Below are 26,575 nucleotides of genomic sequence, written 5' to 3'. Positions count from 1 at the left end.
CTGCCGTTCGCCGATTTCAGACGTACTCTGAGTGGATATCCACTACCCTTCCACGAAAGGCACTAAGTAGTTGGCCAATCTGTCCGCGCGTATCTGCGAGTGCTCGATTAAATGCTGGCAATGCCCTTCAAGCTCAATGTCGGTCAATTGAGACTCGCAGAGCGCTCTCAGCAATACCCTAGAATCTGCAACCATTTGATTCAGCCGATCAAGCGTGAGGGCATAGCTCTCGTGTGCTGACGCTGCTGCGGTTGCCTTGTTCGTGGGGTGCACAACCACACGTAGACTTGAGTATCCAGGGTAGTTTTGAACAAACCACTGCTCTGCGACAAGAAGCTGGCCATGCTCCTCCTTGGTTAAAGGGTTCCTGTCCTGCTTGCGACTTTTTGCTTCCAGGATCAGAGCAGCCTTGTTGGGTAGAAGCCATAGTACATCAGGCCCCTCCCCACCGACGTCATGGCGTTCGGTAGAAAGGCCTATCAAGACACCGAGATCTGCAAGCGCCTGCTCAAACTGGTTGGCAGAAGCGTTGCTGTTCAACCTGGATACCACCTGCTCGAAGCGTTGAAGCAAACCACGTCTCATCCGATATCCACGCAGCTGAGATGCAATAGCTGCGCCCTGCGCACCGGGAGTAGGGAGGGGTCGGTAGGGTGATGAGGTGCGCGGACGTAATAGGTTACGGTTCGCCGAAAATGCCGATCGTTGGAGCTCGTCACTGCGCTCGGCTTGCCCCCAATTGTTCGCTATCCGGCCTGCCAATTGGTATAGCCAACCGCGTGTTTGGTCATCAACCGCGTCCTGGGCACCAGCTACCTGATCCAAGCGAGCGATGGCCTTGTCATAACAGCCATCCGCCCAGAGGTTGAAAGCTTTGCGCTCCGTCGACGCCGTATCGAACCGCCTCGGATCTGGCGCTTCCGGCCCCACGTTTTCCGCGAGCGTAGCGGCATGGTATTCAACCCATTCAGTGTTCCGGTTGATGCTGAGCCCGATTGTATTTCCCAAATCGTTAACGTCACTGACTTCCTTGCTGACCGTCGACCCCATTTCGAGCTGTGCTCGGGTCGCACTCGTAAGCAACTTGAAGTTCGCGTCCTTGGCAATCCAACCTGCCAAATCAGAACCAAGAAGCAGCACTACGCAATGGTCACCCGCTCCACGCGCTCCACGTCCAATACCCTGCTCTATGCGCTGCGCTAGCATGCGGCTGATGGTAGCCCCACCGTATAGGGTGGCAGCACGCAGGAGCTCATAATCAGATGTCCCGGAGGGAAGCCCTTCCATCACCAGGATTCTGCATGAATCGCCAGGTAAATCGATCCCATCGTAACGGTTGGCAAATACGACTGGCCCACTCGTTCTGCGAGATTGCAGTGCCTCAATTGCATTCTCAACTTGGTCTGAGCCTTCGGCGAATTGAGCAGTGCCATCCCATGCCTTTGCAGCATAATTGGCATGCACCAACACCACAGCCCCAAGGTTCATCGCAGCGACTTGCTTGAGAATGGATTTAGCGACGCTTTGCGCATCGAAATCGAACTGCATCAGGCTTGGGATCAGGATCATCCGCTCACTGATCCCTGCGAGAGATCTGGAGGCCAACGCGTTGTTCACATGCTGAGGATCGGCGTCGAACGTACGGACAATTTCGCTATCGTCAGCGATGGTCGCCGACATATAGATTCGCCGGGGAGCATCAGCGAATGTGGGGAAATTGTTCACCTGGGGCAGGACAGTCGTAACGGTGAATGCTTTGCTACTGATCAGCGCATGGCACAGGTGCAGATTGTCCCGCAGTAATGGCCAAGCAAACGGAACGTCCTCGCCGTTGCCACGCAACATTCCCCTTACGGTGTCCAACTGCTCATTCCAGGCCCAATAAGGTACTTCCACGACGCCGTTGTTCAGCCCCGAAACGGTATCGTCAAAGGTTCCCAGTCGATCAATTTCTCGAAAGGCGTTACGGAATAAGGTGCACAGCGCGTTATACGTTTCCTTGTCATCCTCAGATGAGACCTCAAGAGTGAACGACTCGCGCACAACAGAGAATGCCACATGGGCGTCATCGAGGATTACTGCACCCACTTTAATGGGCATCCGCCCCCCACGAACCCCAAACTTGCTATGGCCGTTGAATAAGGCTTTGTACGACGCGACCATCACCGCTTTGCCGTTTATAAAGTCATCGTGCAGCGGCTGCCCTCGGGTATATGGGACAGCGAGAATCCCAAGCGATTTTGCTTTCTCCAGGGTTTGCTTGACCAACTGCGTGGTCGGAGCCAGATACAGCACAGGCTCTTTCAGATCATTCAAGGTCGACTGAGCAATCAGCAGACCTACTAGAGTCTTTCCTCCCCCGGTATGGAGCTTGACCACCGTGTCACGCTCGTCCTTACGCTTGAACCAGGCCTCCAGCACCTCAGCTTGACTGGTGTAAAGATCATTGATGCCTTGAGGCTTTGGCATGCGCCTGAAGATTTCCAGGGGATCTATCGGTGCCGGTCGCTGAGACTGCGATCTGAGTTTGTTGAAGTCCACCATCCTTGTTTACCTCCCAATCGCCGTTGAGCTTGAGCTTGAGCTTGAGCTGCCCATGTTCGTCCGATTGGATATCATCATCAACGATTAATTGTGATAGATCAGAGCATTCCCTGACAGCTTGTTCCATCTCTTGCAGATGGTCGCGACGCCCACAGGGTCGTCGCCAAGGATAGCGTGCTCCATTAGCAACACCCGAAAGCCCTATAGGCCGTCCTCCCCTCGAACGGGAACTCAATGTGCCACCTTCGTACTCACAATGGTCGAATCATCTACCCCACGCCGCGGGTACTAAGGTCGACTGATCTAGTCGAACGCGAGAAAGGCAGGTATTGGGACGTTGATCTCTCCCAGATACCTCTGCAACGAGAAAAACAGGGCAACGTGAATAGCCCGTTAGAGTATTCACTCTCCTCTGCCAATTTCAGTGAGATTGAACCGATCAGGTGTGAACATCTTCACGTGATGAGCGAACGCCTTCTCCATCGCATCCTTGACAGGGGAAATATAGGCCTGCCAGGATTCATGATTGTATTGCCTGATGATGGACAGGACTGAAAACTCCAAGTGATGTAACGAGTACTTCATCAAGGTATCCCCATCAGAAAGTTTTTCCCTCAGCACATTATAGAACTCATGACAATCAACTCTACCTTTGCCATCTTTCATAGTATGGCAGGGTATTGACCTTGAGGCATTTGCTATTCGGTTAACCTCTTCCATGTCTTTATAAAGGCACATCAACTCTGTCTCGATACTAGGCCTAACCCTCTCTTCTGCCCGTTCAAGAGCAGATTCAAGAATTTGAACTCTTTCTCGGTGATATTCATTAACAACTTCTTCAGAGACATCATTGAGCCATAACTGATGATGATATTCAGGAAGGCCGCCAATAGGCTTAAAATTTTGCAAATGAAAATCATGTAGACTGCACTTAGCAAAAGCCAAAGCTTGTTTCATATCTTCGGGTACGTTGATGCCGCTATGTACCTTTTCGAGCACTTTGTTAAGCTTGTCGTTATGAATATCGCCATCAGTCACGCACACAACCTCAAGGAATCTATTATCCCCAGACGCCTTTAGCTGCTCGCGATATACATAGATACCATACATGAGCGTTGGCATGTTATCCCATGCACCCGCTGTGATGACTTTGTACGACCCTTTCGACTCATGGGCGACCATCCCGAGAATAGTTTTGGCTAAATCATCTTCACAAATGACGATCACGGAAGGGATAAGATTACTAACCATAGAGCCATGGCGTTCTATCAATGTTTTCTTTGAATTTTCATCCATTGATGTGCTGACAGAGGTCATGCCCATAAACCCGACTCCAACATTCACCTTGAACACATTGACCTTCTCATCTTCCATGGCTCATCCTTTGACAAAATTTACGCTAGAATTTTAGCGATTAGCAGCATCACTTCAACGGCAGTTAATCAAATTTTGGTCACAAAAACCATTCATCAAAATGGCTGCCCAGAATGCACCATTTCCTCAAAAAATAGATACTTTTTGTGTTGTGCAGGGCGTCAGCACCCGATGGCCCTTGACCAGCCTATGGATGACGCGAAAGTAAATGCTAATGGGGGGATAAAGCATGCTTCTGCTGTACGAATGGGCTAGCCGTACAAGGATGCGCTCACTTAATGAGGAATGATGACTCAAGGCTACTGGCCATTTGCATACTGTCCCCGTAAGGAGCTCTACCATCCATTTTCGAGATGTCCAACAGCGCACCATTGCCGTAGCCGATCGGCATGATGATCATGGTGCGATGTGAAGGTCGTCGAGTCGAAGCGACGGATCTGCTGACCGACACCGGTGTCGGTGGAAGTGAACACGCTGGCCACCTTGCCGACTAATACACCTTCCGCCCGAACTCCGCTGGACTAGCGACCGGACTACCTTGTCTACGTTGCCATGCGCTGCTTTGAAGGCCTCAGGATTAAACAATAGGTGATTGGTCACCTGTCTGTGGGGGCATGGATATCAGGGTGCACCATGGTGCACAATCGAGAACGGAGCTATTCACCCGTAAAACCGGGTCATAGCGGAAGGAGACCACTACACGGATACACGCTTTAGGCCCCAAATGCCCAATAAGGGTTCGATTCCCTCTACCCGCTCCACATCATTGTGTTCCCACGCCAAATTGTTTTTAGCGGGGAATGATAAAAAACCGGCTCATGGAGCCGGTTTTTTTACGCCCGGATTTTACCCATCAATCCCCGCCTGCTCAGCCGCCCCCACCCGCAAAACCGTGTAATACCTCCAGCCGGCAGCCCTGGCGTTCCCCCATACACTTCTTGAACGACCTGCCGCTGCCGTTTGGTAGGTAGAGTGTTGATAATTTTTTTTCAGTGGTTATAGTCACCACCAACACACCACAAGGAGGTGATGTGGATAGCCGATATTTGATAGGCCATATCGTTGCAGACGGCTGGTATCTGGCACGCGTCAGGGGCAGCCATCATCATTTCAAACATCCAACCAAGCCTGGGCTGGTGACCATTCCCCATCCCCGGAAAGAGCTGTTGGACAAGACCGCCAAGAGCATTTTGAAACAAGCTCTGCTCGGTTGAGCGTTCCAGGGAGAACCACGAACATGCTGTATCCGATTGCAATCTCAACGGGTGACGACGACCACGCCTGGGGAGTGGAAGTCCCCGACATCCCTGGGTGTTTCTCTGCCGGAGATGACCTGGATGACGCCATGGCCATGGCACGGGAGGCCATAGAAGGTCACTTCGAGCTGCTGGCGGAAGATGGCGCGCCCATTCCCAGCGCGCAAAAAGTCACCCACCACGCGGCCAACCCTCTGTACGCCGGCTGCATCTGGGCGGTAGTGGACATTGATGTGACCAAGTACCTGGGCAAGGCGCAAAAACTCAACATCACCTTGCCGGGTTATCTGCTCAACCGCATTGATGAATACGTGCTGCATCACCCGGAAGAAAAAAGCCGCTCCGGGTTCCTCGCTTCGGCAGCGCTGAAAGTGCTGCAACAAGAGCGGTGACGCTCCCGAATTTGACCGCAAGAAACGTAGTTCACGCAGCTGCGATGAGCGCTAAAGTGCCAACCTGTCCACTAAATGGTCCGCCCAACAAGGAGCCCGCTCATGCCGTGTGAATACAAACTCATGCCCTCCCCCGTCGGCCAATTGACCCTGGTCGCACGCAACGGCAAGCTCGCCGCCATCTTGTGGGAAACCGAGCGCGCCAACCGGGTGCGCCTGGGCGAGTTGGTGGAGGTCGATGACAGCCCAGCGCTGCTGCAAGCGGAACGCCAGTTGAATGAATATTTTGCCGGCACCCGCGACCGCTTCGATCTGGAACTGGATTTCGAAGGCACCGAATTCCAGAAAAAAGTCTGGGCCGCGCTGTTGACCATTCCCTTCGGCGAAACCCGCAGTTACAGCCAGATAGCCACGCAGATTGGCAGCCCGAAAGCGGTGCGTGCGGTGGGGGCCGCCAATGGGCGCAATCCGATTTCAATCGTCGCGCCCTGCCATCGGGTGATTGGTGCGTCGGGCCGGCTCACCGGGTTTGCCGGTGGCCTGGAGGCCAAGCAGTACCTGCTCACGCTGGAGGACGGCGAGCCGACCCGGTCGCTGTTTTGATGACGCTATGGCTGGTCGGCCTTGGAATCCTTCATTTGCACGGATGATTTGCTGCCATCGGTATTGTCCTGGGTTTCGTTGTTCGAGCTGTCGAAGCAGCCCTGCAGGAGTACCAGGCAGCAGGCCAGGCAAAGGGTACGGGTAAGGTTCATGGTCGTGCGTCCATTCAACGGGGTGATAAGACAGTGACCCATCGGCCCGGGCCTGGGTTCGATACCCCCACGGTTGGCCCGCCGAACGGTCAAGCGGCATAAAAAAACGGCGGTTGGAGTTCAATCCAACCACCGTTCTCGGGAGCGCAACCTCCCTCAACCGTCGCCGCGACGACTCTTGCCGTAGGACGATGCCAGCGCCCGGGCTTTTTCCAGGCGGGTTTCCAGCTTAGGCAAGGTCTCATCGACCAATGCTTTGATTTCGGGGATCTCCGACGCAGCGCCTTCCTGCTTGAACAAGGCGATTGCATCTTCGTTGGCCTTGACCTGCTGGGCCGTGTAGGCGGCGTCAAACGAATCGCCATCGGTCAGTTCAGGCATCAGGGTTTCGGCCTTGTCGGCGATCTGGTCGCGAGGCGCCACCGGCAAGTCGAGTTTTTTCGCAATGGCCGCCAAATGCTGGTTGGCCAGGGTGCGTTCGTTGATGACCTCGATGGTGTAGTCCTTGATTTCCTGGGACGAAGTCTTGGCGTGGGCCATGCGGCTGGTTTCGATATCAGCCATGCCTTTGGCCGAGGCTTGTTCGATGAATTCGGCAGGCCCTTGGGCGAGCGCATTGCTGGCGCCGAGGCCCAGCAGCATCGCGAAAGTGGCGGTGCGTAACCGGATAGCCGTGCGGCTCATGATGGGTTCCTCCAGGTAATAAATACATGCCGGGGAACGAGCCCCGCCCTGAATCTGAATTTTCAGGGCGGCAAAGGTTTAGAAAAAACTTGTTGGTGCGACGAACGGTCGTGTGGCGTCAGGCGGTTTTACTGCCCAGCAAGCCCGGCAACGCATGGGCCAGGGCATTGAGCGCAAAGCCGATAAACATCACGCCACACAGCTTGGTGATCAACACTTCATGGCGCTGATACACCGCACGCACCTGCCGCGCGCCGACAACTGCGATCAGGATCCCATAGGCCAGCAGGCCGCCAAAAAAGCTCAGGACGATCAACCACGGCAACATGCCCCAGGTCAGCAACTCGGCCCGGCTCGACAGCAACGCAGTGAATGTAGCCACGGCCACGGGATATGCCTTGGGGTTGGTCAGGCCAAACAGGATGCCGTGCCAGAACGGTTGGCGCGCTGCACCCTGGGGCGACTCGTCGCTGCGGTTGCGGGTACGAATCGCACGAATGCCCAGCCAAAACAGATACAGGGCGCTGAGCACACCCAGCACATCAAACGCGCTGCTGCCGATTTCCCGCGCGCCGACAATCGCCACCAGCGCGGTGCTGCACCACACCACATCGCCCAACAGGTGCCCGCACAGAAAACCGGCCCCGGCCCGCCGGCCGCGCGCGGCGCCAATGCCAAATACCGCCAGCACCCCTGGACCCGGCGTGATGCCGTAGATAAAGCCCGAGGCAATGACGGCAAACAACAATGATGAAGTCATGGGTAACACGCTCAGAAAATAGTAGGGGCGCGTCGATTGTGCACAATCCACCCCACACTGCAATGCTAGGTTCCACGTCTGGCCAGCACGTCCTGCACTTGCGCGATCAACCACTGTAACGCGCCGTCCCCGCCGCGGCGTTTATGCCAGGCCAGTACAAAACCGAAGGACGGAATATGAAACGGTGGCGGTACCACCAGCAGATGCCGCGGATCGATATTCAGCAGCCCCTGTGAGGACACGGTAAGGATCAAGTCGGTGCCCTGGATCAACTGCGGCGCGACGCTCCAATGCGGCAGGCTGATCGCCACATGCCGCCGCTCACGGATCGCGGTCAGCGCCCGTTCGATTTCCGGGGTGCCACTGCCGCGCATTTCCAGCAACACATGGGGCCGCGCCAGGTAGGTGGGTAAGTCGAGCACACCCTCGGCGGGCAAACTATCGCGGTCCACCAGGCAGGCGTAGTGCTCTTGGAACAATGGGGTGCTGCGCAACTCGGCTGGCAGGTCGGGAAAGACCCCGGCGGCCAGGTCGATTTCGCCACTGAGCACCCCTTCTTGCATGCCCTCACGACTGGCGTGGGTGATGGCCAGGTCAATCCCCGGCGCCTGCTCGCGCAGCGCTCTTGCCAGCCCAGGCAACAGCAGCGCCGCGCCATAATCGGACATGGCCAAACGAAAAGTGCGCTTGGCCGACGCCGGTTCGAAACGGTTCGGCGCCAGCAGCGACTGCACCTGGGCCAGCGCATCAGCCAAGGGCGCCGCCAGTTCCAGCGCACGAGCGGTGGCGACCAGGCCACTGCCCTGGCGCACCAGCAACGGGTCGCCCAGCAGGTCCCGCAAGCGTGCCAGTGCATGGCTCACCGCCGGCTGGCTCAGGTGCAGGCGCTCGGCGGCGCGGGTGACGTGCTGCTCGCTGAGCAACGCGTCGAGGATCACCAGCAAGTTGAGGTCGATACGGCGCAGATCATTCATATGGTGCATGTTCAGCATAAGAACTTGGAATTTAAATCTGCGCGACGAATACCGTAGAGTCCAGTAAAACCTTTGGGAGATTGATCATGACCACGTTGCATTGGCTGGGCTTGTTACTGTTGGCGGTGATTGCCGGGGCGGTGGTGCCGTTTCAGAGCGCGATCAACGCTAACCTCGGGCGCGGCCTTGGGCATCCGCTGTGGGCGACACTGGCCTCGCTGCTGGTGAGTATCCTGGTGTTGCTGCCGGTAATTCTGGCGTTAAGGTTGCCGCTGCCAAGCCTGGGTTTTATCAGCAAGGCCCCACTGTGGATGTGGACCGGCGGCGCATTCGGCGTGTGTTTTATCTCCCTGGCCCTGGTCCTGCTGCCCAAGCTCGGCGCCTCCGGATTTATCGCCCTGGCCCTGAGCGGGCAGGTCCTCGCCTCGTTGTTACTTGATCACTTTGGCTTGTTTGGCTTGGTGGAGCGGCAACTGACAGCACCCCGTTTGCTCGGGGTGCTGATGTTGATCGGGGGGGTGGCGTTGATTCAGTTCAGTGCCGCACCGACCAGGGCGTTGACCGCCGTGGGATGAGGGTTCAGCGCTTGTCGGAGGTGCGCAATAGGTGTGGCAGGCCCCAGAGCAACAGCGCCGCCGCAATCAACGCGCACACACCAATCACATACAGCGCCGGGGTGGTGCTGCCTGTGATGTCCTTGATGCGCCCGACCATTACCGGGCTGACAATGCCGCCCAGTTGGCCCAGGGTATTGATCAAGGCAATCCCGCCCGCTGCACCTGCGCCGGCACCGGCCAGTAGCTTGGGAGGCAAGGTCCAGAAGGTCGGGATCGAGGCGATAATACCGGCGCCCAACAGGCCCAGGGCGATGATCAGGAATGTCGTGTGGTCATCAAAGATCCCGGCGCAGAAGAAGCCCACGGCACCCAGCGCCACCAGGCCGCTGACAAACTTGCGCCGCTCACCGGTTGCATCCGACCAACGTCCGATCACCACCATGCTGATCGCCCCGCAGACGTACGGAATCGCCGTCAGAAAACCGATGGTGACCGAACTCTGGACGCCAGTGCTGCGGATCAGTTGCGGCGCCCAAAAGTTCAGGCCATAGGATGCCACCTGGATCAGGAAGTAGATCAACCCCAGGGTGAGGAACCCGGGAATTTTCAGGGCCTGGAGCAATGAGCCTTTCTTGTGAACTTCATGCACCGCGATGCGACTCGACAACAGGGCTTTCTCTTCAGCGCTCAGCCACGGCGCATCTTCAATGCGGTCCTTGAGCTGGGTCAAAACCATCCATGCCAGCACCACGCAAGGCAAGCCACCGAGCAGGAACAACCAGTGCCAGCCGCGCAGTTGCAGCACGCCATCCATGTGTTCCAGCACCAGGCCGGAAAACGGCGCGCCCACCAACCCGGCAAACGCCGAGGCGAGGAACAGCATTGAGGTAATCCGCCCGCGGAAATCCTGGGGGAACCACAAGGTCAGGTAATACAGCACCCCCGGCGCAAAACCGGCCTCCATGGCGCCGATCAGAAAGCGCAATGTGTAGAACTGCCACTCGGCCGTCACAAATACCATGGCCGCCGTGGCAAGGCCCCATGACACCATGATCCGGGCGATCCAACGTCGGGCTCCGACCCGGTACAACATCATGTTGCTCGGCACTTCGAAGATCACATAGCCCATCACAAACAACCCCGCGCCCAAGCCGTAGGCGGTGTTGCTCAACCCCAGATCGGCCTGCAACTGGAACTTGGCGAAGCTGATATTGATACGGTCAAAAAACGCGAACAGATAACACACCATGATCAATGGCATCAGGCGCCAAGCGACCTTATTGACCAGGGCTTTCATTTCATCGGGCTCAACGGCCGGGCGTACGCCGGCCTCCATCGTCTTTGGCTTCATGTGTTTCTCCAGGGGGACTGCCCACAGGCGTCCGAATTGTTTTTGTTGTCTGGGTGAGGCTCACAGGGTGGCGATATACGCCGGGGGCGGATGCAGGTCACTGTTGCGGCCGGCCTTGACCACCTGGCCAGGCAGTTCATGGCCGAGCAGCGCCGGTAATTGCCTGGACATCTGCAACAGATGTGGCAAGTCGATACCGGTGGGGATGCCAACTTCTTCACACAGGTTGACCAAATCTTCGGTGCAGATATTGCCCGACGCCCCCGGTGCAAACGGGCAACCGCCGAGCCCGCCGAGGGCCGCATCAAAACGCCGGCCTCCGGCCTCGTAGGCCGCCAGTACATTGCACAACCCCAGGCCACGGGTATTGTGAAAATGCAGGGTCAAATCGCTGGCGCGCACACGCTGCAACACCCGATTGACCAGGCGCCGGACCTGACGCGGGTTGGCCATGCCGGTGGTATCGGCCAGGGTGATGCCCTGGACGCCCAGTTCGAGATAGGCGTCCACCAGGTGCAGCACATGGTCCTCGTCGATCTTGCCTTCGAACGGGCAACCGAAGGTGGTGGCGATACTGCCATTGAGGCTTACCGGGTAATCGCTGGCAAAATTCACCACCTCGCCGAAGGCCGCCAGCGAGGCTTCGCAGCGCATGCGCAGGTTGGCCAGGTTGTGGGTCTGGCTGGCGGACAGCACCAGGTTCAACTCATCCGCGCCAGAGGTAACTGCACGCTGGGCGCCCTTGAGGTTGGGGATCAGTGCCACATAGATCACCCCGGTGCGACGGCGAATCCCCTGGAATACCTGTTCGCCATCCCGCAGTGCGGGAATAGCCTTGGGCGAGACAAAGGAGCCGGCCTCGATGCGCGAAAAACCGGCCTGGGACAATTGGTCGATCAGGCTGATTTTATCGGCGGTCTCGACCCAGCCCGGCTCGATTTGCAAGCCGTCCCTGGGCGAGACTTCCTGCACAATCAGTGGGTCGGAATAATCAACGATCATTGCACTACTCCCGCGTTTTTCAGGCGCTGAATATCAGCCTCGGCCAGGCCCATGCCGCCGAGAATTTCATCGGTGTGCTGGCCCAGGCTGGGACCTTGCCAGTTCACGGCGCCGGGGGTTTGCGAGAGTTTGGGCACAATGCCCGGCATCTTCACCGTCAACCCGCCAGGCAGTTCGGCGTTGAGCAGCATGCCCCGAGCCTGATAGTGCGGATCGGCGACGATATCAGCCACCGAATAAATACGTCCGGCGGGCACCTCGGCCGCCTGCAAGGCATCGAGCACCCGTTCGATGGGCAGGCTGCTGGTCCAATGGGTGATGGCCGCATCCAGCAGGCCGCTTTGCGCCGCACGGCCGTCGTTATGGGCGAGCGCCTCATCCTCGGCCAGATCGATGCGGCCAATGGCAGTCATCAGCCGTTTGTAGATGGGGTCACTGTTACCGGCGATCACCACATAGGCGCCGTCGGCAGTCGGGTAAGTATTGGACGGTGCAATACCGGGCAAGGCGCCACCGCTGCGTTCACGAACATGGCCGAGCATGTCGTATTCCGGCACCAGGCTTTCCATCAGGTTGAACACACTCTCAGCCAAAGACACGTCCACCACCTGCCCATCGCCCTGCCCGGTCTTGACCCGCAGCAGCGACATCAAGGCGCCGATCACCCCGTGCAACGAAGCCAGGGAGTCGCCGAGGCTGACCCCGACCCGGGCCGGCGGTGAATCGGGGTTGCCAGTGGTATAGCGAATCCCGCCCATGGCTTCGCCGATTGCACCAAAACCCGGGCGGTCGCGATAAGGCCCGGTCTGGCCGTAGCCGGAGATGCGTACCAGGGTCAGCCTGGGGTTGAGGGCATGCAACACGTCCCAGCCCAGGCCGAGTTTCTCCAGGCCGCCAGGGCGCAGGTTCTCGATCAGCACATCGGCATCGCCAAGCAACTGCTTGACCAGCGCCAGGCCTTCGGCTGACTTGAGGTCCAGGGCCAGGGATTTCTTGTTGCGCGATTGCAGATACCACCACAGCGAGGTGCCCTGATGCAGCTTTCGCCATTTGCGAAGCGGGTCGCCTTGGCCCATGGATTCGATCTTGATCACCTCGGCACCAAACTCGGCCATCAACCGGGCGGCGAACGGCGCAGCAATCAACGTGCCGATCTCGATCACCTTGATACCGCTCAGGGGAGCCGTCATAGGGCGTACCTCTTGTGCTTGGAATGTGAACCCAGGCTAGAGGACGGTGAAGGGGTAAATCCAACCTTCAATTGGCAACGAGCGTTCGCAAAACGCGAACGACCAGGGAACGAGCCGACAGACCATTCCGTCAGACCGCACCCTCAGAGGCGTGTAGATATTCAAACAATAAACGGCTGACCGGCGACAGCGCGGCTTCATCGCGCACCACCAGGACCAAACGGCGTACCGCCCATTCATCCGTCAGCGGGACCGCCTGCAGGCCCAGCGAGCGCCCGAACAATTCATAGGCTTTCTGCGGCAGGATGCCGATGCCCATGTGGGCCTGGACCATGCGGCACATCGCATCGAAGCCCGGCACATGGATGCGCAGGTGCAGCATTTTGCCAGCCTCCCGCGCCGCTGCGTGGGTACGCATATTGATCGAACTGGCGACATGCAGGCCGACATAATCGCAGCCCAGGGTTTCGCTGAACGACAACCCCTCACGGTCGGCCAGCGGGTGATCCATCGGCATCAGCACCATCAGGTTGTCGCGGCGATACGTCACGCTGAACAAGCCCTTGGTATCGGTATCGCTGGAGCAGATCCCCAAGTCCGCCACACCGTCGAGCACACCCTGAACCACACCCGTGCTGGGGCGTTCTTCAAGGTCGGTCTTGAGCTGCGGATGCAGCGCGGTGAAGTCGCGCAAATCTTCCGGCAGGAACTGGATGATCGCCGACAGGTTGGCCAGCATCCGCACATACCCACGCACGCCATGGCTGTGTTCGCCCAATTCCAGGCCCATCTTCTGCACGTTGAACAGCATCTGCCGGCCGTGATGCAACAAGGTTTCACCCGCCGCAGTGAGGCTCATGCCCTTGGCCTGGCGCACAAACAATGTCAGGCCCAGCATTTTTTCCAGATCCACCAGACGCTTGCTGGCGGCCGATACGGCAATGGATTCACGCGCTGCAGCGCGGGTCAGCGTGCCCTCCTCGTACACGGCGACGAACAGCTGCAAGGTGATCAGATCCAGGCGACGGATCAGGCTTTTGGACAACATCACATACGCTCAGCGGCCAGACGGTGGATCTCGGCGGGCTCGATCACCGCTTGCGGCGCGCCATGCCGGACCACCGCCAGCATCGCCCGTCCGACGGTCTCAGTACTCACGACCCACGCCGGCCGCACACGACGCACCAACGACAGCAGCGGCCCGATCAGGTTGTAGATTGTCTGGTAAAGCGGGGTTTTAGAACGCACGCCATGCAACGGCTGGATGATCCCCGGACGGAACAGGTAAACCGCCTTGAACGGCAGGCGCAGCAAGGCATTCTCGGTCTTGCCCTTGACCCGCGCCCACATCACCTTGCCCTGCTCGGAGCTGTCGGTGCCCGTACCGGACACATACACAAAAGTCATCTGCGGATTGAGCCGCGCCAGGGTGCTGGCGGCGACCAGGGTCAGGTCGTAGGTCTGGCGGGTGTAGGTGGCTTCATCCATACCCACCGACGACACCCCCAGGCAAAACAGGCAGGCATCAAAGCCTTGCAGCAAATGCTCCAAGGGTTGGAAGTCGAACATATCGGCGTGTAGCACCTGATGCAGCTTGCCATGCTCCTGGGTCAACGCCGTGCGCCCCACCGCCACCACTTCCTGCACATCAGCGGCCAGCAGACACTCACGCAACACGCCCTGGCCGACCATGCCGGTGGCGCCGAATAGCAAAACTCTCATAAGGGTGGGCCTCGGTGGCAAGCTTCAAGTTAAGAGCAGTACAAGCTGCTCAGATTAACAGCTTGTCGCTTGAAGCTTGCCACTGCTCGACTCAAAACGCGCTGCGGAAAATCTCCTCGATCTGCCGCTGGTCAGCGCGCCGTGGGTTGGTCAGGCCGCAGGCGTCCTTGAGGGCGTTGGTCGCCAGCAACGGAATGTCTTGCAGCTTGGCGCCCAGCTCACGCAGGCCGGCCGGGATTTCAACGTCCTGGGACAGGCAGCGGATCGCTGCGATGGCCGCCTGCGCGCCTTCTTCGGGGCTGGCGTGTTTGTCGGTCACACCCAGGGCGCGGCCGACGTCGCTCAGGCGCGCCGCGCTGACGCTGGCATTGAAGCTTTGCACGTGGGGCAGCAACACCGCGTTGCACACGCCATGGGGCAAGTCGTAAAGGCCGCCCAACTGGTGGGCCATAGCGTGGACAAAACCCAGGGAGGCGTTGTTGAAGGCCATGCCCGCCAGAAATTGCGCGTAGGCCATGTTTTCACGGGCCGCCATGTCGCTGCCGTCACGCACCGCCAGGCGCAGGTTGGCGCTGATCAGTTCGATCGCCTTGATCGCGCACGCATCGGTGATCGGGTTAGCCGCCGTAGAAACATAGGCTTCGATGGCGTGGGTCAACGCGTCCATACCGGTGGCGGCGGTCAGGCCCTTGGGCATGGCGACCATCAGCGCCGGGTCGTTGACCGACAGCAATGGCGTGACGTTACGGTCGACGATGGCCATTTTCACGTGGCGGGTTTCGTCGGTGATGATGCAAAAACGGGTCATTTCGCTGGCAGTACCGGCGGTGGTGTTGATGGCCACCAGCGGCAGTTGCGGCTTGCTCGATTGGTCGACACCTTCGTAGTCGCCGATATGCCCGCCATTGGTGGCACACAGGGCGATACCCTTGGCGCAGTCATGGGGCGACCCCCCGCCCAACGACACCACGAAATCGCAGCCACTGGCCTGCAACAACGCCAGGCCGTTCTCGACGTTCTCCACGTTGGGGTTGGGTTTGGCGCCGTCGTAGAGCACCGAATCGATGTCCTGCATCGCCAGTTTCTCGGCAATCATGCGGGCCACGCCCGCCTTGGCCAGGCCGGCGTCGGTGACGATCAGCGCCTTGCGAAAACCGTAGTTGCGGATCGCGCTCATGGCTTCGTCGAGGCAATCGATGCCCATGATGTTGACGGCGGGAATGAAGAACGTGCTGCTCATGGTGAACCCTCGGGGATACGTTGATGCCTACAGCATCAACCCCACCCGCCTGCGGCATCTTGACCAAGATCAACGCCCGCCCGTGATAAAGTCACCGCCCAGCCGTTTTTGAGTAGACCCGCCGCAATGAAGGATTTCCAGGATATCGACGCCGCCCTTGAAGACTGGACCGCACTGCGCAGCAGCACCGCCTTTTCCGCGATCCTGATCGGCAACGGTGCCAGTCGTGCGGTATGGGAAGATTTTGCCTACGACTCGCTGTTTGAAAACGCGCGCACCGTCGAAGAGAAGCCCTTGAGCGCTTCCGAATTGAGCGTGTTTGACGCGATGCAGACCCGTAGCTTCGAGCAGGTGCTGGGCGCCCTGAAAACCACCAGCCGCGTCAACAAGGCCCTGGCCGTCAGCTCCGCCGCGCCACGTAATCGCTACTACGCGATCAAGGAAGCGCTGATCAATAGCATCCACGCCGTGCATATCCCCTGGCGCCTGGTGCAACCCTCGACCCTGGCCACGATCAATCAGGAACTGGCGAGCTACAAGACGGTGTTCACCAGCAATTACGACCTGCTCAACTACTGGTCGATCCTGCACACACCGGGCATCGACGACCTGTTTCGCGGCGCCGATTCACGCTTTGACCTGCGCGACACCGCCACCGCCGCGACGCGCATTCTGTACCTGCACGGTGGCCTGCATCTGGTGCGCAACCTGGATGGCTCGGCGCGTAAATTGCCGTCCACCGACAGCACGTTGCTCAGCAGCTTTGCCATCAACAACACCATCAAGACCCTCGACGATGTGCCGCTGTTTATCAACGAAGGCCCCAGCAGCGAGAAGCTCAAGAGCATTCGCAGTTCGGATTACCTGTCGTTCTGCTATGAACAGTTGCTGGGGCAGGCAGGCGCGCTGTGCATCTTTGGCCATCACCTGAGCGAACAGGACGGGCACTTGGTGCAAGCCATTCGTCGGTCGCGGATCAAGACCCTGGCGATCTCGGTGTTTGGCCGCAGCGACGGGTTTATCCAGCAGCAGAAGCGGCGGTATGCCGCGCTGTTCGAGGGGATGGAGGTGGAGCTCAGGTTCTTTGCGGCGCGCAGCCATGCGTTGGGCAAGCCGGCATTGTCGGTGCCGGTCGAGCACTGATCCCAGCCTAACTGGAGACCCCATGTGGGAGCGGGCTTGCTCGCGATAGCGGTGGGTCTGACGCTGGATGTGTTGAATGACACACCGCTTTCGCGAGCAAGCCCGCTCCCACACAAGCCAGCTCCTACATTGACCGCGTTCCAGGCCTATTCTTCGGCGCTGTGCACCACTACCAACAACTGCGCCTGCACCTCACCGACTGAACGGATCCGGTGGGGCTTTTGCGCATTGAAGTGCAGCGCATCGCCGCGCTCCAGCAGCACCCGCTCGCTCATGAAGTCCACTTCCACCCGGCCTTCATGCACAAACAAAAACTCCTCCCCCACATGCTCCTTGAAGGTCTTGTCGCTGAACTCCGACGGCGGGTAGATGATGAACGGCAGCAGGCTGCGCTCGCTGACCTGATGGGCCAGTACCGCATAACCCGGCGAGGTATCAGGCCGCTCATGGCTGCGCACCAGGCTGTAGCTGTCGAGGCTGACGCTGTCTTCGCTGAACAATTCTTCGACCTTGACGTTCAACGCCTTGGCCAGTTTCAGCGCGGCGGCAATCGACGGGGTGTTCAGGCCGCGTTCGACTTTGGACAGGTAACTCTTGGTCATCCCGGATTTTTCGGCCAATGCCTCCAAGGTGACCCCGAGTTTTTTTCTCAATAATTTCAAACGGATAGACATGCGCAGCGTTTAATCCAAGCAGGATGCGATGATTATTGCTTGCCAATGACACAAAGTGTCATATAGCCTCTTTAGTGTCATTTGCAGAACCCAACGACCTTGCGAGCAGCGGGAACCCGCAAATCGACGTCCATTGAACCACCCAAAGGACACCGATATGGCCAAGACATTAGCACTCCCCAAAGACCAACTGGTCAAGCAAGCGCTGACCCAGATGCAAAGTACCCTGGCGGATAATACGTGGACCGACCGGCAAAAGCTGGCCCTGACCTGCCGTATTCTGTTCGAGAACGGCCACGACTCGGGCCTGGCCGGGCAGATTACCGCCCGTGGCCCGCAGCCTGGCACCTACTACACCCAGCAACTGGGCCTGGGTTTCGATGAAATCACCGCCAGCAACCTGCTGCTGGTCAACGAAGACCTGGAGGTGTTGGAAGGCCACGGCATGCCCAACCCGGCCAACCGTTTTCACAGCTGGGTCTATCGTGGCCGGCCGGATGTGAACTGCATCATCCACACCCATCCGACCCACATCGCCGCATTGTCGATGCTCGAAGTGCCGCTGCAGGTGTCGCACATGGACCTGTGCCCGCTGTATGAAGACTGCGCATTCCTCGAAGCCTGGCCGGGTGTGCCGGTGGGTAATGAAGAAGGCGAAATCATCACCGAGGCCCTGGGCGACAAGCGCGCCATCCTGCTGTCTCACCACGGCCAGTTGTCCACTGGAAGCACCATCGAAGAAGCCTGTGTGATCGCGCAATTGATCGAACGGGCGGCCAAACTGCAATTGCTGGCCATGGCCGCCGGTACCGTCAAGCCGATCCTGCCGCAGTTGGGACGCGAGGCCCATGACTGGATCTCCAAGCCCAAGCGCCACGGCGCCGCGTTCAACTACTACGCTCGGCAGAACCTGCGCCAACACGCCGATTGCCTGAACTGAAGCCTTTTTCGACCGGAGACATTCCATGTCCACCCCAACTATTCACGGCATTATCGGCTACACCATCACCCCGTTCAGCGCCGACGGCAGCACCCTTGACCTCGACGCCCTGGGCCGCTCCATCGACCGTCTGATCGACAGCGGCGTGCACGCCATCGCCCCGCTAGGCAGCACCGGTGAAGGCGCCTACCTGAGCGATGCCGAGTGGGATGAAGTCAGCGCCTACAGTATCCGCAAGGTCGCCAAGCGCGTGCCGACCATCGTCAGCGTGTCCGACCTGACCACCGCCAAGGCCGTGCGCCGCGCACGCTTTGCCGAAGCCGAGGGCGCTGATGTGGTGATGGTACTGCCGACGTCCTACTGGAAGCTCAGTGAAGCGCAGATCCTTGCGCACTACGCGGCCATTGGCGATAGCGTCGGCGTGCCGATCATGCTCTACAACAACCCGGCCACCAGCGGCACGGATATGTCCGTGGAGCTGATCCTGCGGATCGTCAACAGCGTTGATAACGTGACGATGGTCAAGGAGAGCACCGGCGATATCCAGCGCATGCACCAGCTGTACCGCCAGGGCGAAGGCCAGGTGCCGTTCTACAACGGCTGCAACCCCCTGGCCCTGGAAGCCTTCGCCGCCGGGGCCAAGGGTTGGTGCACCGCTGCGCCGAACCTGATCCCACAGCTCAACCTGGACCTGTACCAGGCGGTACTGGCCAATGACCTCAACCGAGCGCGGGAGGTGTTCTATCGTCAGTTGCCGGTGCTGGACTTTATCCTCAAGGGTGGCTTGCCGGCGACGATCAAGGCAGGTTTGCGCATGACCGGGCTGGAGGTGGGTGATCCGCGACTGCCGGTGTTCCCGCTGGACATGGCGGGCCAGGCGCAGTTGCAGAAACTGCTGACCTCATTGAGCTAAACCACAACCCTGTGGGAGCGGGCTTGCCCGCGATAGCGGTGGGTCAGACACATCGCAATCGCGAGCAAGCCCGCTCCCACATTGGATTGCATAGGCCTTTAAATTTACGGAGACAAATAGCAATAGTTCTCGATATCATTCGCGACTTTTCTGCAGCGTGCTGCGTCAAGAAGGATATCCATGTCTCGTTTCAAGCCCGACCCGTTGTCGGCCGACGCCTTTCGCGGGTTTTATGCAGACATCCTGCATTACCTGCGCAGACGCACGGACAACGCCAGCGACGCGGCGGACATGACCCAGGATGTCTTTACCCAATGGCTGGACTACAACGACCGGACCAAGGTCGAGCAGCCACGGGCCTTTCTGTTTCAGATGGCACGCAACCTGTTGCGTGACCATTGGCGCAAACAGAAGGTGCGGCACAGCGTCCACCATCAACAGGCCGAATGGGACGCCGAGCCTGTCACCGACGAGCAAAACGATCCCATGGCCGCCGCTCAACGCATCCAACGCCTGGAACAGTTGAAAGAAGTCCTCGCCGAACTCTCGCCCCGCAGGCGAGAAGCCCTTATGCTGCACCGCTTCGAAGGCCTGAGCCAGGCGCAGATCGCCGAGCGCATGGGCGTTTCGATCAGCATGGTGGAAAAGCACATCGCCTTTGCCCTGCTGCACTGCAAGCAGCGACTTCAAAAAGACCCGGGCAAGGAGCAGCCAGAATGACCCGCTTGAGCACCCGCGACGGCCACGGAATTGATGAGCACGACACCATCGATGCCCAGGCAGCCAGTTGGTTTGCACGCAATCGCAACGAAGTTGGCACGCAGGACCGCAAGGCCTTCGCCGCCTGGCACGCCGTGCCGGCCCATGCGCGCGCCTACGCCGAATTCGAACAGCTGTGGGCCGACCTTGGCGAACTGCAGCAACTGAACAAACCCGTGCCCCTGCCCACGCGCAAACCCGCGCCTTGGCGCCCGGCGCTGGCGTTGGCTGCCGCGCTGGTCTGCGCGTTGCTCGCCAGTAACCTGGGGGCCCCGCGTGGGCTCTATCACACCGAGGTCGCGGCGCAGGCCAAAGGCATGCGCACCCTGGACCTGCCGGATGGCAGCACCTTGTACGTCAACGCCAGCACCCGCTTGCGGGTGGACTTCGATGCCCATCGCCGCGTGATCCATCTGGACCAGGGCCAGTTGTACGTGGAGGTGGCGCCCGACAAGGAGCGGCCTCTGTTCGTGCGCGCGGGCGAGGCCGACGTGCGGGTGGTGGGCACTGCGTTTGACGTGCGTCGCAGCCAGCAGCAACTGGTGGTCAGCGTGGCCCACGGGACCGTCGCCTTCGCCCCCGACCAGAACGCCAGCGCCGTGCTGCTCAGCGCTCAACAACGGGCGACCTACAGCTACGCCAAGGGCTCCATGCAGCAGCAAACCCTGGCCGCTGGCGAAGTCGCCGACTGGCGCAGCGGCCACTTGTCCTTTCGCAACCGCGAGCTGGCCAGCCTGCTGGATGAGCTGAGCCTGTATCGGCCCAAGGCCGTGGTGTTGGCCGATGGCCCAGTGGCGCAACTGAAGGTTTCCGGCAATCTCGATGTCAACGACCCGGATGCGCTGCTCAACGCACTGCCTGCCTTGCTGCCGGTGAAAACCGTGCCCCTGGCCGACGGCAGGGTCCGTATCGAAGCACGTAAGTAGCGCCATTTGAGAATATTTTGCATTCGCATGTGAGGATTTTTTTTCCTGCCGCGTCTTCCTCCGGTCTGCGTTTGATACGCATGCCTTTTTTGGCTATTTAGCCGCCTTGGGGGATTTCATGTTTCGCGCGCCTTGCCTTGCCCTGCACCTGTCTCTTCGACCGACACTCATCGCCGCCTGCCTAGCCGTCAGCCTCACGGCCCAGGCCGAGTCGCTCAAACTGCAACTGCCGGCCCAACCGCTGGCCACATCCCTGAGCCAGGTGGCGCAACAGGCGAAAATCCAGCTGCTGTTCGATGAGGACCTGCTGAAAAATGTCCAGGCGCCCGCGATCAACGGTGATTACACCCCCGAAGTAGCGATCCGCACCCTGCTCAAGACCGGCGAATTCACCCTGATCAAAGTCGGCAGCACCTATGTCGTGCGCCCCGAAGAAAGCCGCACCACCAACAGCACCAGCGTGCAGTTGGACGCTTTGAGCGTGATCGGTACCGGCAATCAAGTCGATGCCAGCACCGTTGGACGCTCGACCCTGTCCCAGGCCGATATCGACCGCCTGCAACCCAACAACATCGCCAGCCTGGTACAGACGCTGCCAGGGGTGACCATGGGCGGCTCGATGAAGCCTGGCGGACAGATCATCAACATTCGCGGGATGGGCGAGGCCGAAGACGTGCCGATGACCGTCGATGGCGCGGCCAAAAGCGGTTTCGAGCGCTATCAGCAAGGGACCGTGTTTATCGAGCCCGAGATGATCAAGAGTGTCGAGGTGGAAAAAGGCCCGCACTCGGCCTTCACCGGCAACGGAGGCTTCGGTGGTACGGTCAACATGGTCACCAAGGATGCGCCAGACCTGCTCAAGGACGGACGCAACAGCGGTGCGATGCTCAAGTATGGGTATGCCAGCAACGACCACGAACAGGTCTACAGCGGTGCCGTGTATGGCCGCACCGACGACGGTCGCATCGACGCCCTGGCCTACCTGACCAAGCGCGACGGCGGCGACATGAAGCTGGCCGACAAGCGCGACTACGACAGCAAGGACTACCCGATCAACCCGCAGCGCCTGCCCAACAGCGCACAAGATGTGGACGGTCAACTGTTCAAACTGAACATGTACCTCACCGATGAGCACAGCCTCGGTTTCTCCTACTCCCGGGCCAACAGCGAACGCTGGACGCCGTTTTCGGCCAGGAGTTACCCATCGCCACCGCGCAAGGCCGATATCGACCGCTATGGCTATGACGCTGCCGTCAGACGGTTCCTGGCCAACCGCCACACCGTCGATACCACTTGGTCGGGCAAGTACGAATACCAGCCCCTGGGTAACCCGCTGATCGACATGAAGCTCAGCTATTCGGAGTCCAACACCGACCAGACCGACACACGCGATGCCACGGCCGTGACGAGCTTATCCACGGGCGGGCGCAAGATGGACACCGCCTACACCGACAAGATTCTCGAACTGCGCAACATCAGCCTCTTCAACACGGGCCCGCTGGACCATGCCTTGACCACCGGCGTGCAGATCCGCAAGCACATCCGCGATACCGAAAGCTGGATGCCCGGTGAAAAGTACGACACGCCTGAGTACAACTACGGGCATTTCCAACCGGCGTTCATGCCCCACGGCAAGGTCGACACCCATGCGTTCTACATCCAGGACGCCGTAACCCTGGGCGACGTGACCATCACCCCATCCCTGCGGTATGACCACGTGGTCAACCGTGGCAAAGCCAACGACGCGCCGTACTACAGCAACCCCGACCCGGCCTTCGGCCACGACTACAGCGACCGCACCTATGCCGGCTGGTCGCCGCGCCTGGCAGCGTTCTGGAAGGTCACCCCGGACGTGGTGATGTTCGCCAACTGGAGCAAGACCTGGCGCGCGCCGGTGATCGACGAACAATACGAAGTCCAGGGCCTGGGCAGCCGCACCTCCACCAGCCGCAACCTCGACCCGGAACGCATCACCGCCATCACCGTGGGCAACATCACCAACTTCGCCAACGTGATTGCCAGCGGCGACAGCCTGCAACTGCGCACGACGCTGTTCCACAACAAGATCGAAGACGAGATTTTCAAGGCCACCGGCCTCGGCTGCCAGCAACAGAACTACATGGAAGGCTCCATCGCCAAGGTCTGCACCGACATGGCGTCGAAGACCAACTACCGCAACGTCGGCAGCATGACCATCAAGGGCTTCGAGCTCGAAGGCTACTACGACTCGACCTACCTGTTCGGCTCCCTGAGCTACTCGTGGGCCACCGGCAAACGCGAAAACCCCTACACCAACCCGTGGGCGACCGACATCCACGTGTGGGCCCGTGACATTCCACCGGCCAAATGGGTCGCGATGCTGGGCACCAAGATTCCTGCCTGGGACGCACAAGTGGGTTGGCAAGGCCAGTTCGTGCGCAAGACCGATCGCCTGCCCAGCGACAAATATTCGAGCGGCCTGAACAGCGGCTTCGGCGACAGTTTCTACGACCAGTACCCCAACGCCAGCTACGACACCCAGGGCCTGTTCGCCAAATGGACACCGCAACAGCCGTACCTCAAGGGGACCGAAGTCAACTTCACCGTCGACAACCTGTTCAACCGCAGCTACATGCCGGCCTTGAGTGGCGACAGCGCCACCAGCGTCGGACGCAATGCCAAGATCAGCGTAACGCGGTTCTTCTAACGCTGTAGGAGCCGGCTTGCCGGCGATGAGGCCCTTGAGCCAAGCGTTGTTTTACGGGCGCCATCGCCGGCAAGCCGGCTCCTACGGGAACTGTACGGTTCAATCTGCACCCAGCTGTAAGCCCGCGCCGTGCGGGCTTTGTGGCTAGATGGGCAGCCTCTTCCAGCCCATTCGATCCGGTTGTTCCCATGAACTCGCGCGAAAATACCGGCATGGCCTTAGGCCTGCTCGGCGTCATCATCTTCAGCCTGACCCTGCCCTTCACCCGCATCGTGGTGCAGGAAATCCATCCGTTGCTCAATGGCCTGGGCCGCGCGTTGTTCGCGGCGGTGCCGGCAGCCTTGCTGTTGCTGTGGCGCCGCGAAGCCTGGCCGACCTGGCGCCAGGTACGCGGCCTGAGCCTGGTGATTGCAGGGGTGATCCTCGGCTTCCCGGTGTTGTCGGCCTGGGCCATGCAAACCCTGCCCGCCTCCCACGGCGCCCTGGTCAACGGCCTGCAACCTCTGTGCGTGGCGTTGTATGCGGCGTGGTTGTCCCATGAACGGCCGTCAAAAGCCTTCTGGGCCTGCGCGGCGCTGGGCAGTGCGTTGGTGCTTGGTTATGCGCTGATCAGCGGCGCCGGTAGCATCCAGGCCGGTGATTTGCTGATGCTTGGGGCAATTGCCGTGGGTGGCCTGGGCTATGCCGAAGGCGGCCGGTTGGCCAAGGAGATGGGCGGCTGGCAGGTGATCTGCTGGGCGCTGGTGCTGTCGACGCCACTGTTGATCGGGCCGGTGGCGTACCTGGCGCTGCAACACGAAGGCGCGATTTCGGCCCGCACCTGGTGGGCGTTTGGCTACGTCTCGCTGTTTTCGCAGTTCCTGGGGTTCTTTGCCTGGTACGCCGGGCTGGCCATGGGCGGAATCGCGCGGGTCAGCCAGATCCAACTTCTGCAGATCTTCTTCACCATCGCCTTTTCCGCGCTGTTTTTTGGTGAGCACATCGAGCCGATTACGTGGCTGTTTGCCTGCGGGGTGATCGTGACGGTGATGCTGGGGCGCAAGACGGCTGTGCAGCCGGCCAAGCCGCATACACTCTAAATGTGGGAGCGGGCTTGCCCGCGAAAGCGGTGGTTCAGCCGCCCACTATATCGACTGACACTCCGTCATCGCGGGCAAGCCCGCTCCTACATTGTCTTCAGGGCAGGTAGTTATCGGCGCGTAGCAGGGTTTCCAGGCAGTGCTCGCTGATCTGGTAGAACGCCTTCAATTCGCGGATTTTCTCCAGCAACTGCGCGTTATCCGAAGGCTCGGCACGCTTGACCGCCAAAATCATCTTGTTCTTGTTGGTGTGGTCCAGGGAGATGAACTCGAACACCTTGGTCTCATAGCCACAGGCTTCCAGGAACAACGCGCGCAAGCTGTCGGTGACCATTTCCGCCTGCTGGCCCAGGTGCAGGCCATATTGCAGCATCGGCTTGAGCAGCGCCGGGCTCTGGATCTGTAAGCGGATCTGTTTGTGGCAGCACGGCGAGCACATGATGATCGACGCCCCGGAGCGGATGCCGGTATGAATCGCATAGTCGGTGGCGATGTCGCAGGCATGCAGGGCGATCATCACGTCCAGCTCGCTGGGCGCCACGCTGCGCACATCACCGCACTTGAACACCAGCCCCGGGTGTTCCAGGCGAGCGGCGGCGTTGTTGCACAGGGTGACCATGTCTTCGCGCAACTCCACGCCCGTCACCTGGCCGTCGGCCTTGAGGGTGTTGCGCAGGTAGTCGTGGATGGCGAACGTCAGGTAGCCCTTGCCCGAACCAAAATCCGCGACCCGCACTGGCCGGTCCAGTTGCAAGGGGGATGAGGTCAGCGCATGGCTGAACACCTCGATGAACTTGTTGATCTGCTTCCACTTGCGCGACATCGCCGGGATCAGCTCGTGCTTGGCGTTGGTCACGCCCAGGTCGGCGAGAAACGGCCGCGTCAGGTCAAGGAAGCGGTTTTTCTCGCGGTTGTGTTCGGCCGATGGTGCTTCACGCAGTTGCTGGGGTTTGCTCTTGAACAGCGAGCTTTTGTTCTTCTTGCTGTATTCCAACTGCGCCTCGTCGGTCAATGACAGCAGATGGGCGTTCTTGAACGAGGCTGGCAACAGCGCGGCAAGCGTCGCGACGGCGTCTTCGAGGGGGAAATTCTTGGTGATATCACGGGTCTTGTAACGATAGACAAAAGACAGGCACGCCTGCTCCTTGACCGTCACCGGCTTGATGATCAGGCGTTGCAATTCGGTTTCTTCACCCACGTACTTGGCCAGCACCAGCTTGATAAAGGCATTCTGCTCAAGGCTTGCGCGCAGCAGTTCGATGAACTGGGCGTGATGATCCGGCGCGGGGGTGGCCGGTTTAGGGGTGACAGACATGAACAAAAACGCCTCGGGCAGGGAATGCCGGGCATTTTAGGGGGGATGGGGGCTCAGGGCACGGAGTAATTTGCCCAACGGTCAGCACAATTCAAAATGTGGGGGCTGCGCATAGCTACCCAGACAACGTTCAGAAACTGACGACTTGCCCTGTGGCGAGCGGGCTTGCCCCGCGCTGGGCTGCGAAGCAGCCCTAAACCCGGTCATCGCGATTTATCTGAAAAAACGCGTCGGGCTTTTTGGGGCTGCTTCGCAGCCCAGCGCGGGGCAAGCCCGCTCGCCACAGCAGCCCGATCTGTTTGGATTGTTGTGTAGATACCTATGCCTGCATCGCTGGCA

The 26,575-nt window shown here is 59.5% G+C and carries 26 protein-coding genes; 11 read left to right on the top strand and 15 right to left on the bottom strand.

Annotated elements, in window-relative coordinates; all coding sequences use genetic code 11:
* Positions 1–42: 42 nt before the first annotated feature.
* From C5F71_RS19620 to C5F71_RS19615, 3 genes are all read right to left on the bottom strand, one after another.
* Complete coding sequence (locus tag C5F71_RS19620) at positions 43–2,469, bottom strand: DEAD/DEAH box helicase (protein ID WP_104911765.1); 2,427 nt, start codon at positions 2,467–2,469, stop codon at positions 43–45.
* A complete protein-coding gene (locus tag C5F71_RS28960) occupies positions 2,444–2,671 on the bottom strand; it encodes a hypothetical protein (protein WP_158682873.1) in 228 nt (75 codons plus the stop codon). Before C5F71_RS28960 ends, C5F71_RS19620 begins: the two co-directional genes overlap by 26 nt.
* A gap of 275 nt (positions 2,672–2,946) precedes the next feature.
* The gene (locus C5F71_RS19615) at positions 2,947–3,918 is read right to left on the bottom strand and encodes a hypothetical protein (RefSeq protein ID WP_104911764.1); all 972 of its coding nucleotides are present in this window, start codon (positions 3,916–3,918) and stop codon (positions 2,947–2,949) included.
* A gap of 1,031 nt (positions 3,919–4,949) precedes the next feature.
* Here C5F71_RS19615 and C5F71_RS19610 point away from each other — a divergent pair.
* The 3 genes from C5F71_RS19610 to C5F71_RS19600 all read left to right on the top strand — a co-directional run bounded on the left by C5F71_RS19610 (position 4,950) and on the right by C5F71_RS19600 (position 6,169).
* A complete protein-coding gene (locus C5F71_RS19610; RefSeq protein ID WP_029299101.1) occupies positions 4,950–5,132 on the top strand; it encodes a type II toxin-antitoxin system HicA family toxin in 183 nt (60 codons plus the stop codon).
* A 23-nt stretch (positions 5,133–5,155) separates the two neighbouring features.
* Complete coding sequence (locus C5F71_RS19605; RefSeq protein ID WP_070995801.1) at positions 5,156–5,566, top strand: type II toxin-antitoxin system HicB family antitoxin; 411 nt, start codon at positions 5,156–5,158, stop codon at positions 5,564–5,566.
* Positions 5,567–5,668: 102 nt separating this feature from the next.
* Positions 5,669–6,169, top strand: a complete 501-nt coding sequence (locus C5F71_RS19600; RefSeq protein ID WP_029299103.1) for a methylated-DNA--[protein]-cysteine S-methyltransferase — start codon at positions 5,669–5,671, stop codon at positions 6,167–6,169.
* A 5-nt stretch (positions 6,170–6,174) separates the two neighbouring features.
* Here the strand turns inward: C5F71_RS19600 and C5F71_RS29080 are convergent, their stop codons facing one another.
* From C5F71_RS29080 to C5F71_RS19585, 4 genes are all read right to left on the bottom strand, one after another.
* On the bottom strand, positions 6,175–6,321 hold the full coding sequence (locus C5F71_RS29080; RefSeq protein ID WP_166647832.1) for a hypothetical protein: 147 nt from the start codon (positions 6,319–6,321) through the stop codon (positions 6,175–6,177).
* Between the two features lie 156 nt (positions 6,322–6,477).
* Positions 6,478–7,005 (bottom strand): DUF4142 domain-containing protein, encoded by a 528-nt coding sequence (locus C5F71_RS19595; protein ID WP_029299104.1) that lies wholly within the window; start codon positions 7,003–7,005, stop codon positions 6,478–6,480.
* Positions 7,006–7,123: 118 nt separating this feature from the next.
* On the bottom strand, positions 7,124–7,765 hold the full coding sequence (locus C5F71_RS19590; protein ID WP_029299105.1) for a LysE family translocator: 642 nt from the start codon (positions 7,763–7,765) through the stop codon (positions 7,124–7,126).
* Positions 7,766–7,830: 65 nt separating this feature from the next.
* Entirely contained in the window at positions 7,831–8,757 is a 927-nt protein-coding gene (locus C5F71_RS19585; protein WP_104911763.1) for a LysR family transcriptional regulator, read from the bottom strand.
* A 68-nt stretch (positions 8,758–8,825) separates the two neighbouring features.
* On the opposite strand from C5F71_RS19585, the gene C5F71_RS19580 reads away from it, so the two are divergent.
* Positions 8,826–9,314 (top strand): DMT family transporter, encoded by a 489-nt coding sequence (locus C5F71_RS19580; RefSeq protein ID WP_029299107.1) that lies wholly within the window; start codon positions 8,826–8,828, stop codon positions 9,312–9,314.
* Between the two features lie 4 nt (positions 9,315–9,318).
* On the opposite strand, the gene C5F71_RS19575 is transcribed toward C5F71_RS19580, so the two are convergent.
* From C5F71_RS19575 to yiaY, 6 genes are all read right to left on the bottom strand, one after another.
* Positions 9,319–10,647 (bottom strand): MFS transporter, encoded by a 1,329-nt coding sequence (locus C5F71_RS19575; protein WP_029299108.1) that lies wholly within the window; start codon positions 10,645–10,647, stop codon positions 9,319–9,321.
* Between the two features lie 60 nt (positions 10,648–10,707).
* On the bottom strand, positions 10,708–11,649 hold the full coding sequence (locus C5F71_RS19570) for a hydroxymethylglutaryl-CoA lyase (protein ID WP_092234185.1): 942 nt from the start codon (positions 11,647–11,649) through the stop codon (positions 10,708–10,710).
* Positions 11,646–12,839: a CaiB/BaiF CoA-transferase family protein gene (locus C5F71_RS19565; protein ID WP_092234182.1), complete on the bottom strand. Its 1,194-nt coding sequence runs from the start codon at positions 12,837–12,839 to the stop codon at positions 11,646–11,648. Before C5F71_RS19565 ends, C5F71_RS19570 begins: the two co-directional genes overlap by 4 nt.
* Positions 12,840–12,969: 130 nt before the next feature.
* Entirely contained in the window at positions 12,970–13,887 is a 918-nt protein-coding gene (locus tag C5F71_RS19560) for a LysR family transcriptional regulator (RefSeq protein ID WP_029299111.1), read from the bottom strand.
* Complete coding sequence (locus C5F71_RS19555) at positions 13,887–14,561, bottom strand: NAD-dependent epimerase/dehydratase family protein (RefSeq protein ID WP_104911762.1); 675 nt, start codon at positions 14,559–14,561, stop codon at positions 13,887–13,889. The genes C5F71_RS19560 and C5F71_RS19555 overlap by 1 nt, the downstream gene beginning before the upstream one ends.
* A 91-nt stretch (positions 14,562–14,652) precedes the next feature.
* Positions 14,653–15,801 carry an L-threonine dehydrogenase gene (gene yiaY, locus C5F71_RS19550; protein ID WP_029299114.1) on the bottom strand — a complete coding sequence of 383 codons (1,149 nt, stop codon included), beginning with the start codon at positions 15,799–15,801 and terminating at the stop codon, positions 14,653–14,655.
* A 126-nt stretch (positions 15,802–15,927) separates the two neighbouring features.
* On the opposite strand from yiaY, the gene C5F71_RS19545 reads away from it, so the two are divergent.
* Entirely contained in the window at positions 15,928–16,944 is a 1,017-nt protein-coding gene (locus tag C5F71_RS19545; protein WP_104911761.1) for a DUF4917 family protein, read from the top strand.
* 146 nt (positions 16,945–17,090) lie between these two features.
* Here the strand turns inward: C5F71_RS19545 and C5F71_RS19540 are convergent, their stop codons facing one another.
* Positions 17,091–17,618, bottom strand: coding sequence for a helix-turn-helix domain-containing protein (locus C5F71_RS19540; RefSeq protein ID WP_029299116.1), 528 nt, complete (start codon positions 17,616–17,618; stop codon positions 17,091–17,093).
* Between the two features lie 157 nt (positions 17,619–17,775).
* On the opposite strand from C5F71_RS19540, the gene C5F71_RS19535 reads away from it, so the two are divergent.
* The 6 genes from C5F71_RS19535 (at position 17,776) to C5F71_RS19510 (ending at position 24,921) form a co-directional block, all read left to right on the top strand.
* Positions 17,776–18,558 carry an aldolase gene (locus C5F71_RS19535; RefSeq protein ID WP_029299117.1) on the top strand — a complete coding sequence of 261 codons (783 nt, stop codon included), beginning with the start codon at positions 17,776–17,778 and terminating at the stop codon, positions 18,556–18,558.
* 25 nt (positions 18,559–18,583) lie between these two features.
* The gene (locus tag C5F71_RS19530) at positions 18,584–19,471 is read left to right on the top strand and encodes a dihydrodipicolinate synthase family protein (RefSeq protein WP_104911760.1); all 888 of its coding nucleotides are present in this window, start codon (positions 18,584–18,586) and stop codon (positions 19,469–19,471) included.
* 180 nt (positions 19,472–19,651) lie between these two features.
* Positions 19,652–20,191: an RNA polymerase sigma factor gene (locus tag C5F71_RS19525; RefSeq protein WP_104911759.1), complete on the top strand. Its 540-nt coding sequence runs from the start codon at positions 19,652–19,654 to the stop codon at positions 20,189–20,191.
* Positions 20,188–21,156 carry a FecR domain-containing protein gene (locus tag C5F71_RS19520; RefSeq protein ID WP_104911758.1) on the top strand — a complete coding sequence of 323 codons (969 nt, stop codon included), beginning with the start codon at positions 20,188–20,190 and terminating at the stop codon, positions 21,154–21,156. Before C5F71_RS19525 ends, C5F71_RS19520 begins: the two co-directional genes overlap by 4 nt.
* A gap of 118 nt (positions 21,157–21,274) precedes the next feature.
* A complete protein-coding gene (locus tag C5F71_RS19515; protein ID WP_104911757.1) occupies positions 21,275–23,842 on the top strand; it encodes a TonB-dependent receptor in 2,568 nt (855 codons plus the stop codon).
* A gap of 188 nt (positions 23,843–24,030) precedes the next feature.
* Positions 24,031–24,921 carry a DMT family transporter gene (locus C5F71_RS19510; protein ID WP_070995791.1) on the top strand — a complete coding sequence of 297 codons (891 nt, stop codon included), beginning with the start codon at positions 24,031–24,033 and terminating at the stop codon, positions 24,919–24,921.
* A 97-nt stretch (positions 24,922–25,018) separates the two neighbouring features.
* Here the strand turns inward: C5F71_RS19510 and C5F71_RS19505 are convergent, their stop codons facing one another.
* Positions 25,019–26,236, bottom strand: a complete 1,218-nt coding sequence (locus C5F71_RS19505; RefSeq protein WP_104911756.1) for an SAM-dependent methyltransferase — start codon at positions 26,234–26,236, stop codon at positions 25,019–25,021.
* Between the last annotated feature and the right edge of the window lie 339 nt (positions 26,237–26,575).

Source organism: Pseudomonas sp. LG1D9 (assembly GCF_002949995.1).
GTDB lineage: Bacteria > Pseudomonadota > Gammaproteobacteria > Pseudomonadales > Pseudomonadaceae > Aquipseudomonas > Aquipseudomonas proteolytica.
The sequence above is the reverse complement of the archived record's forward strand: the minus strand, read 5'-3'. Positions and strand labels throughout refer to the sequence as shown.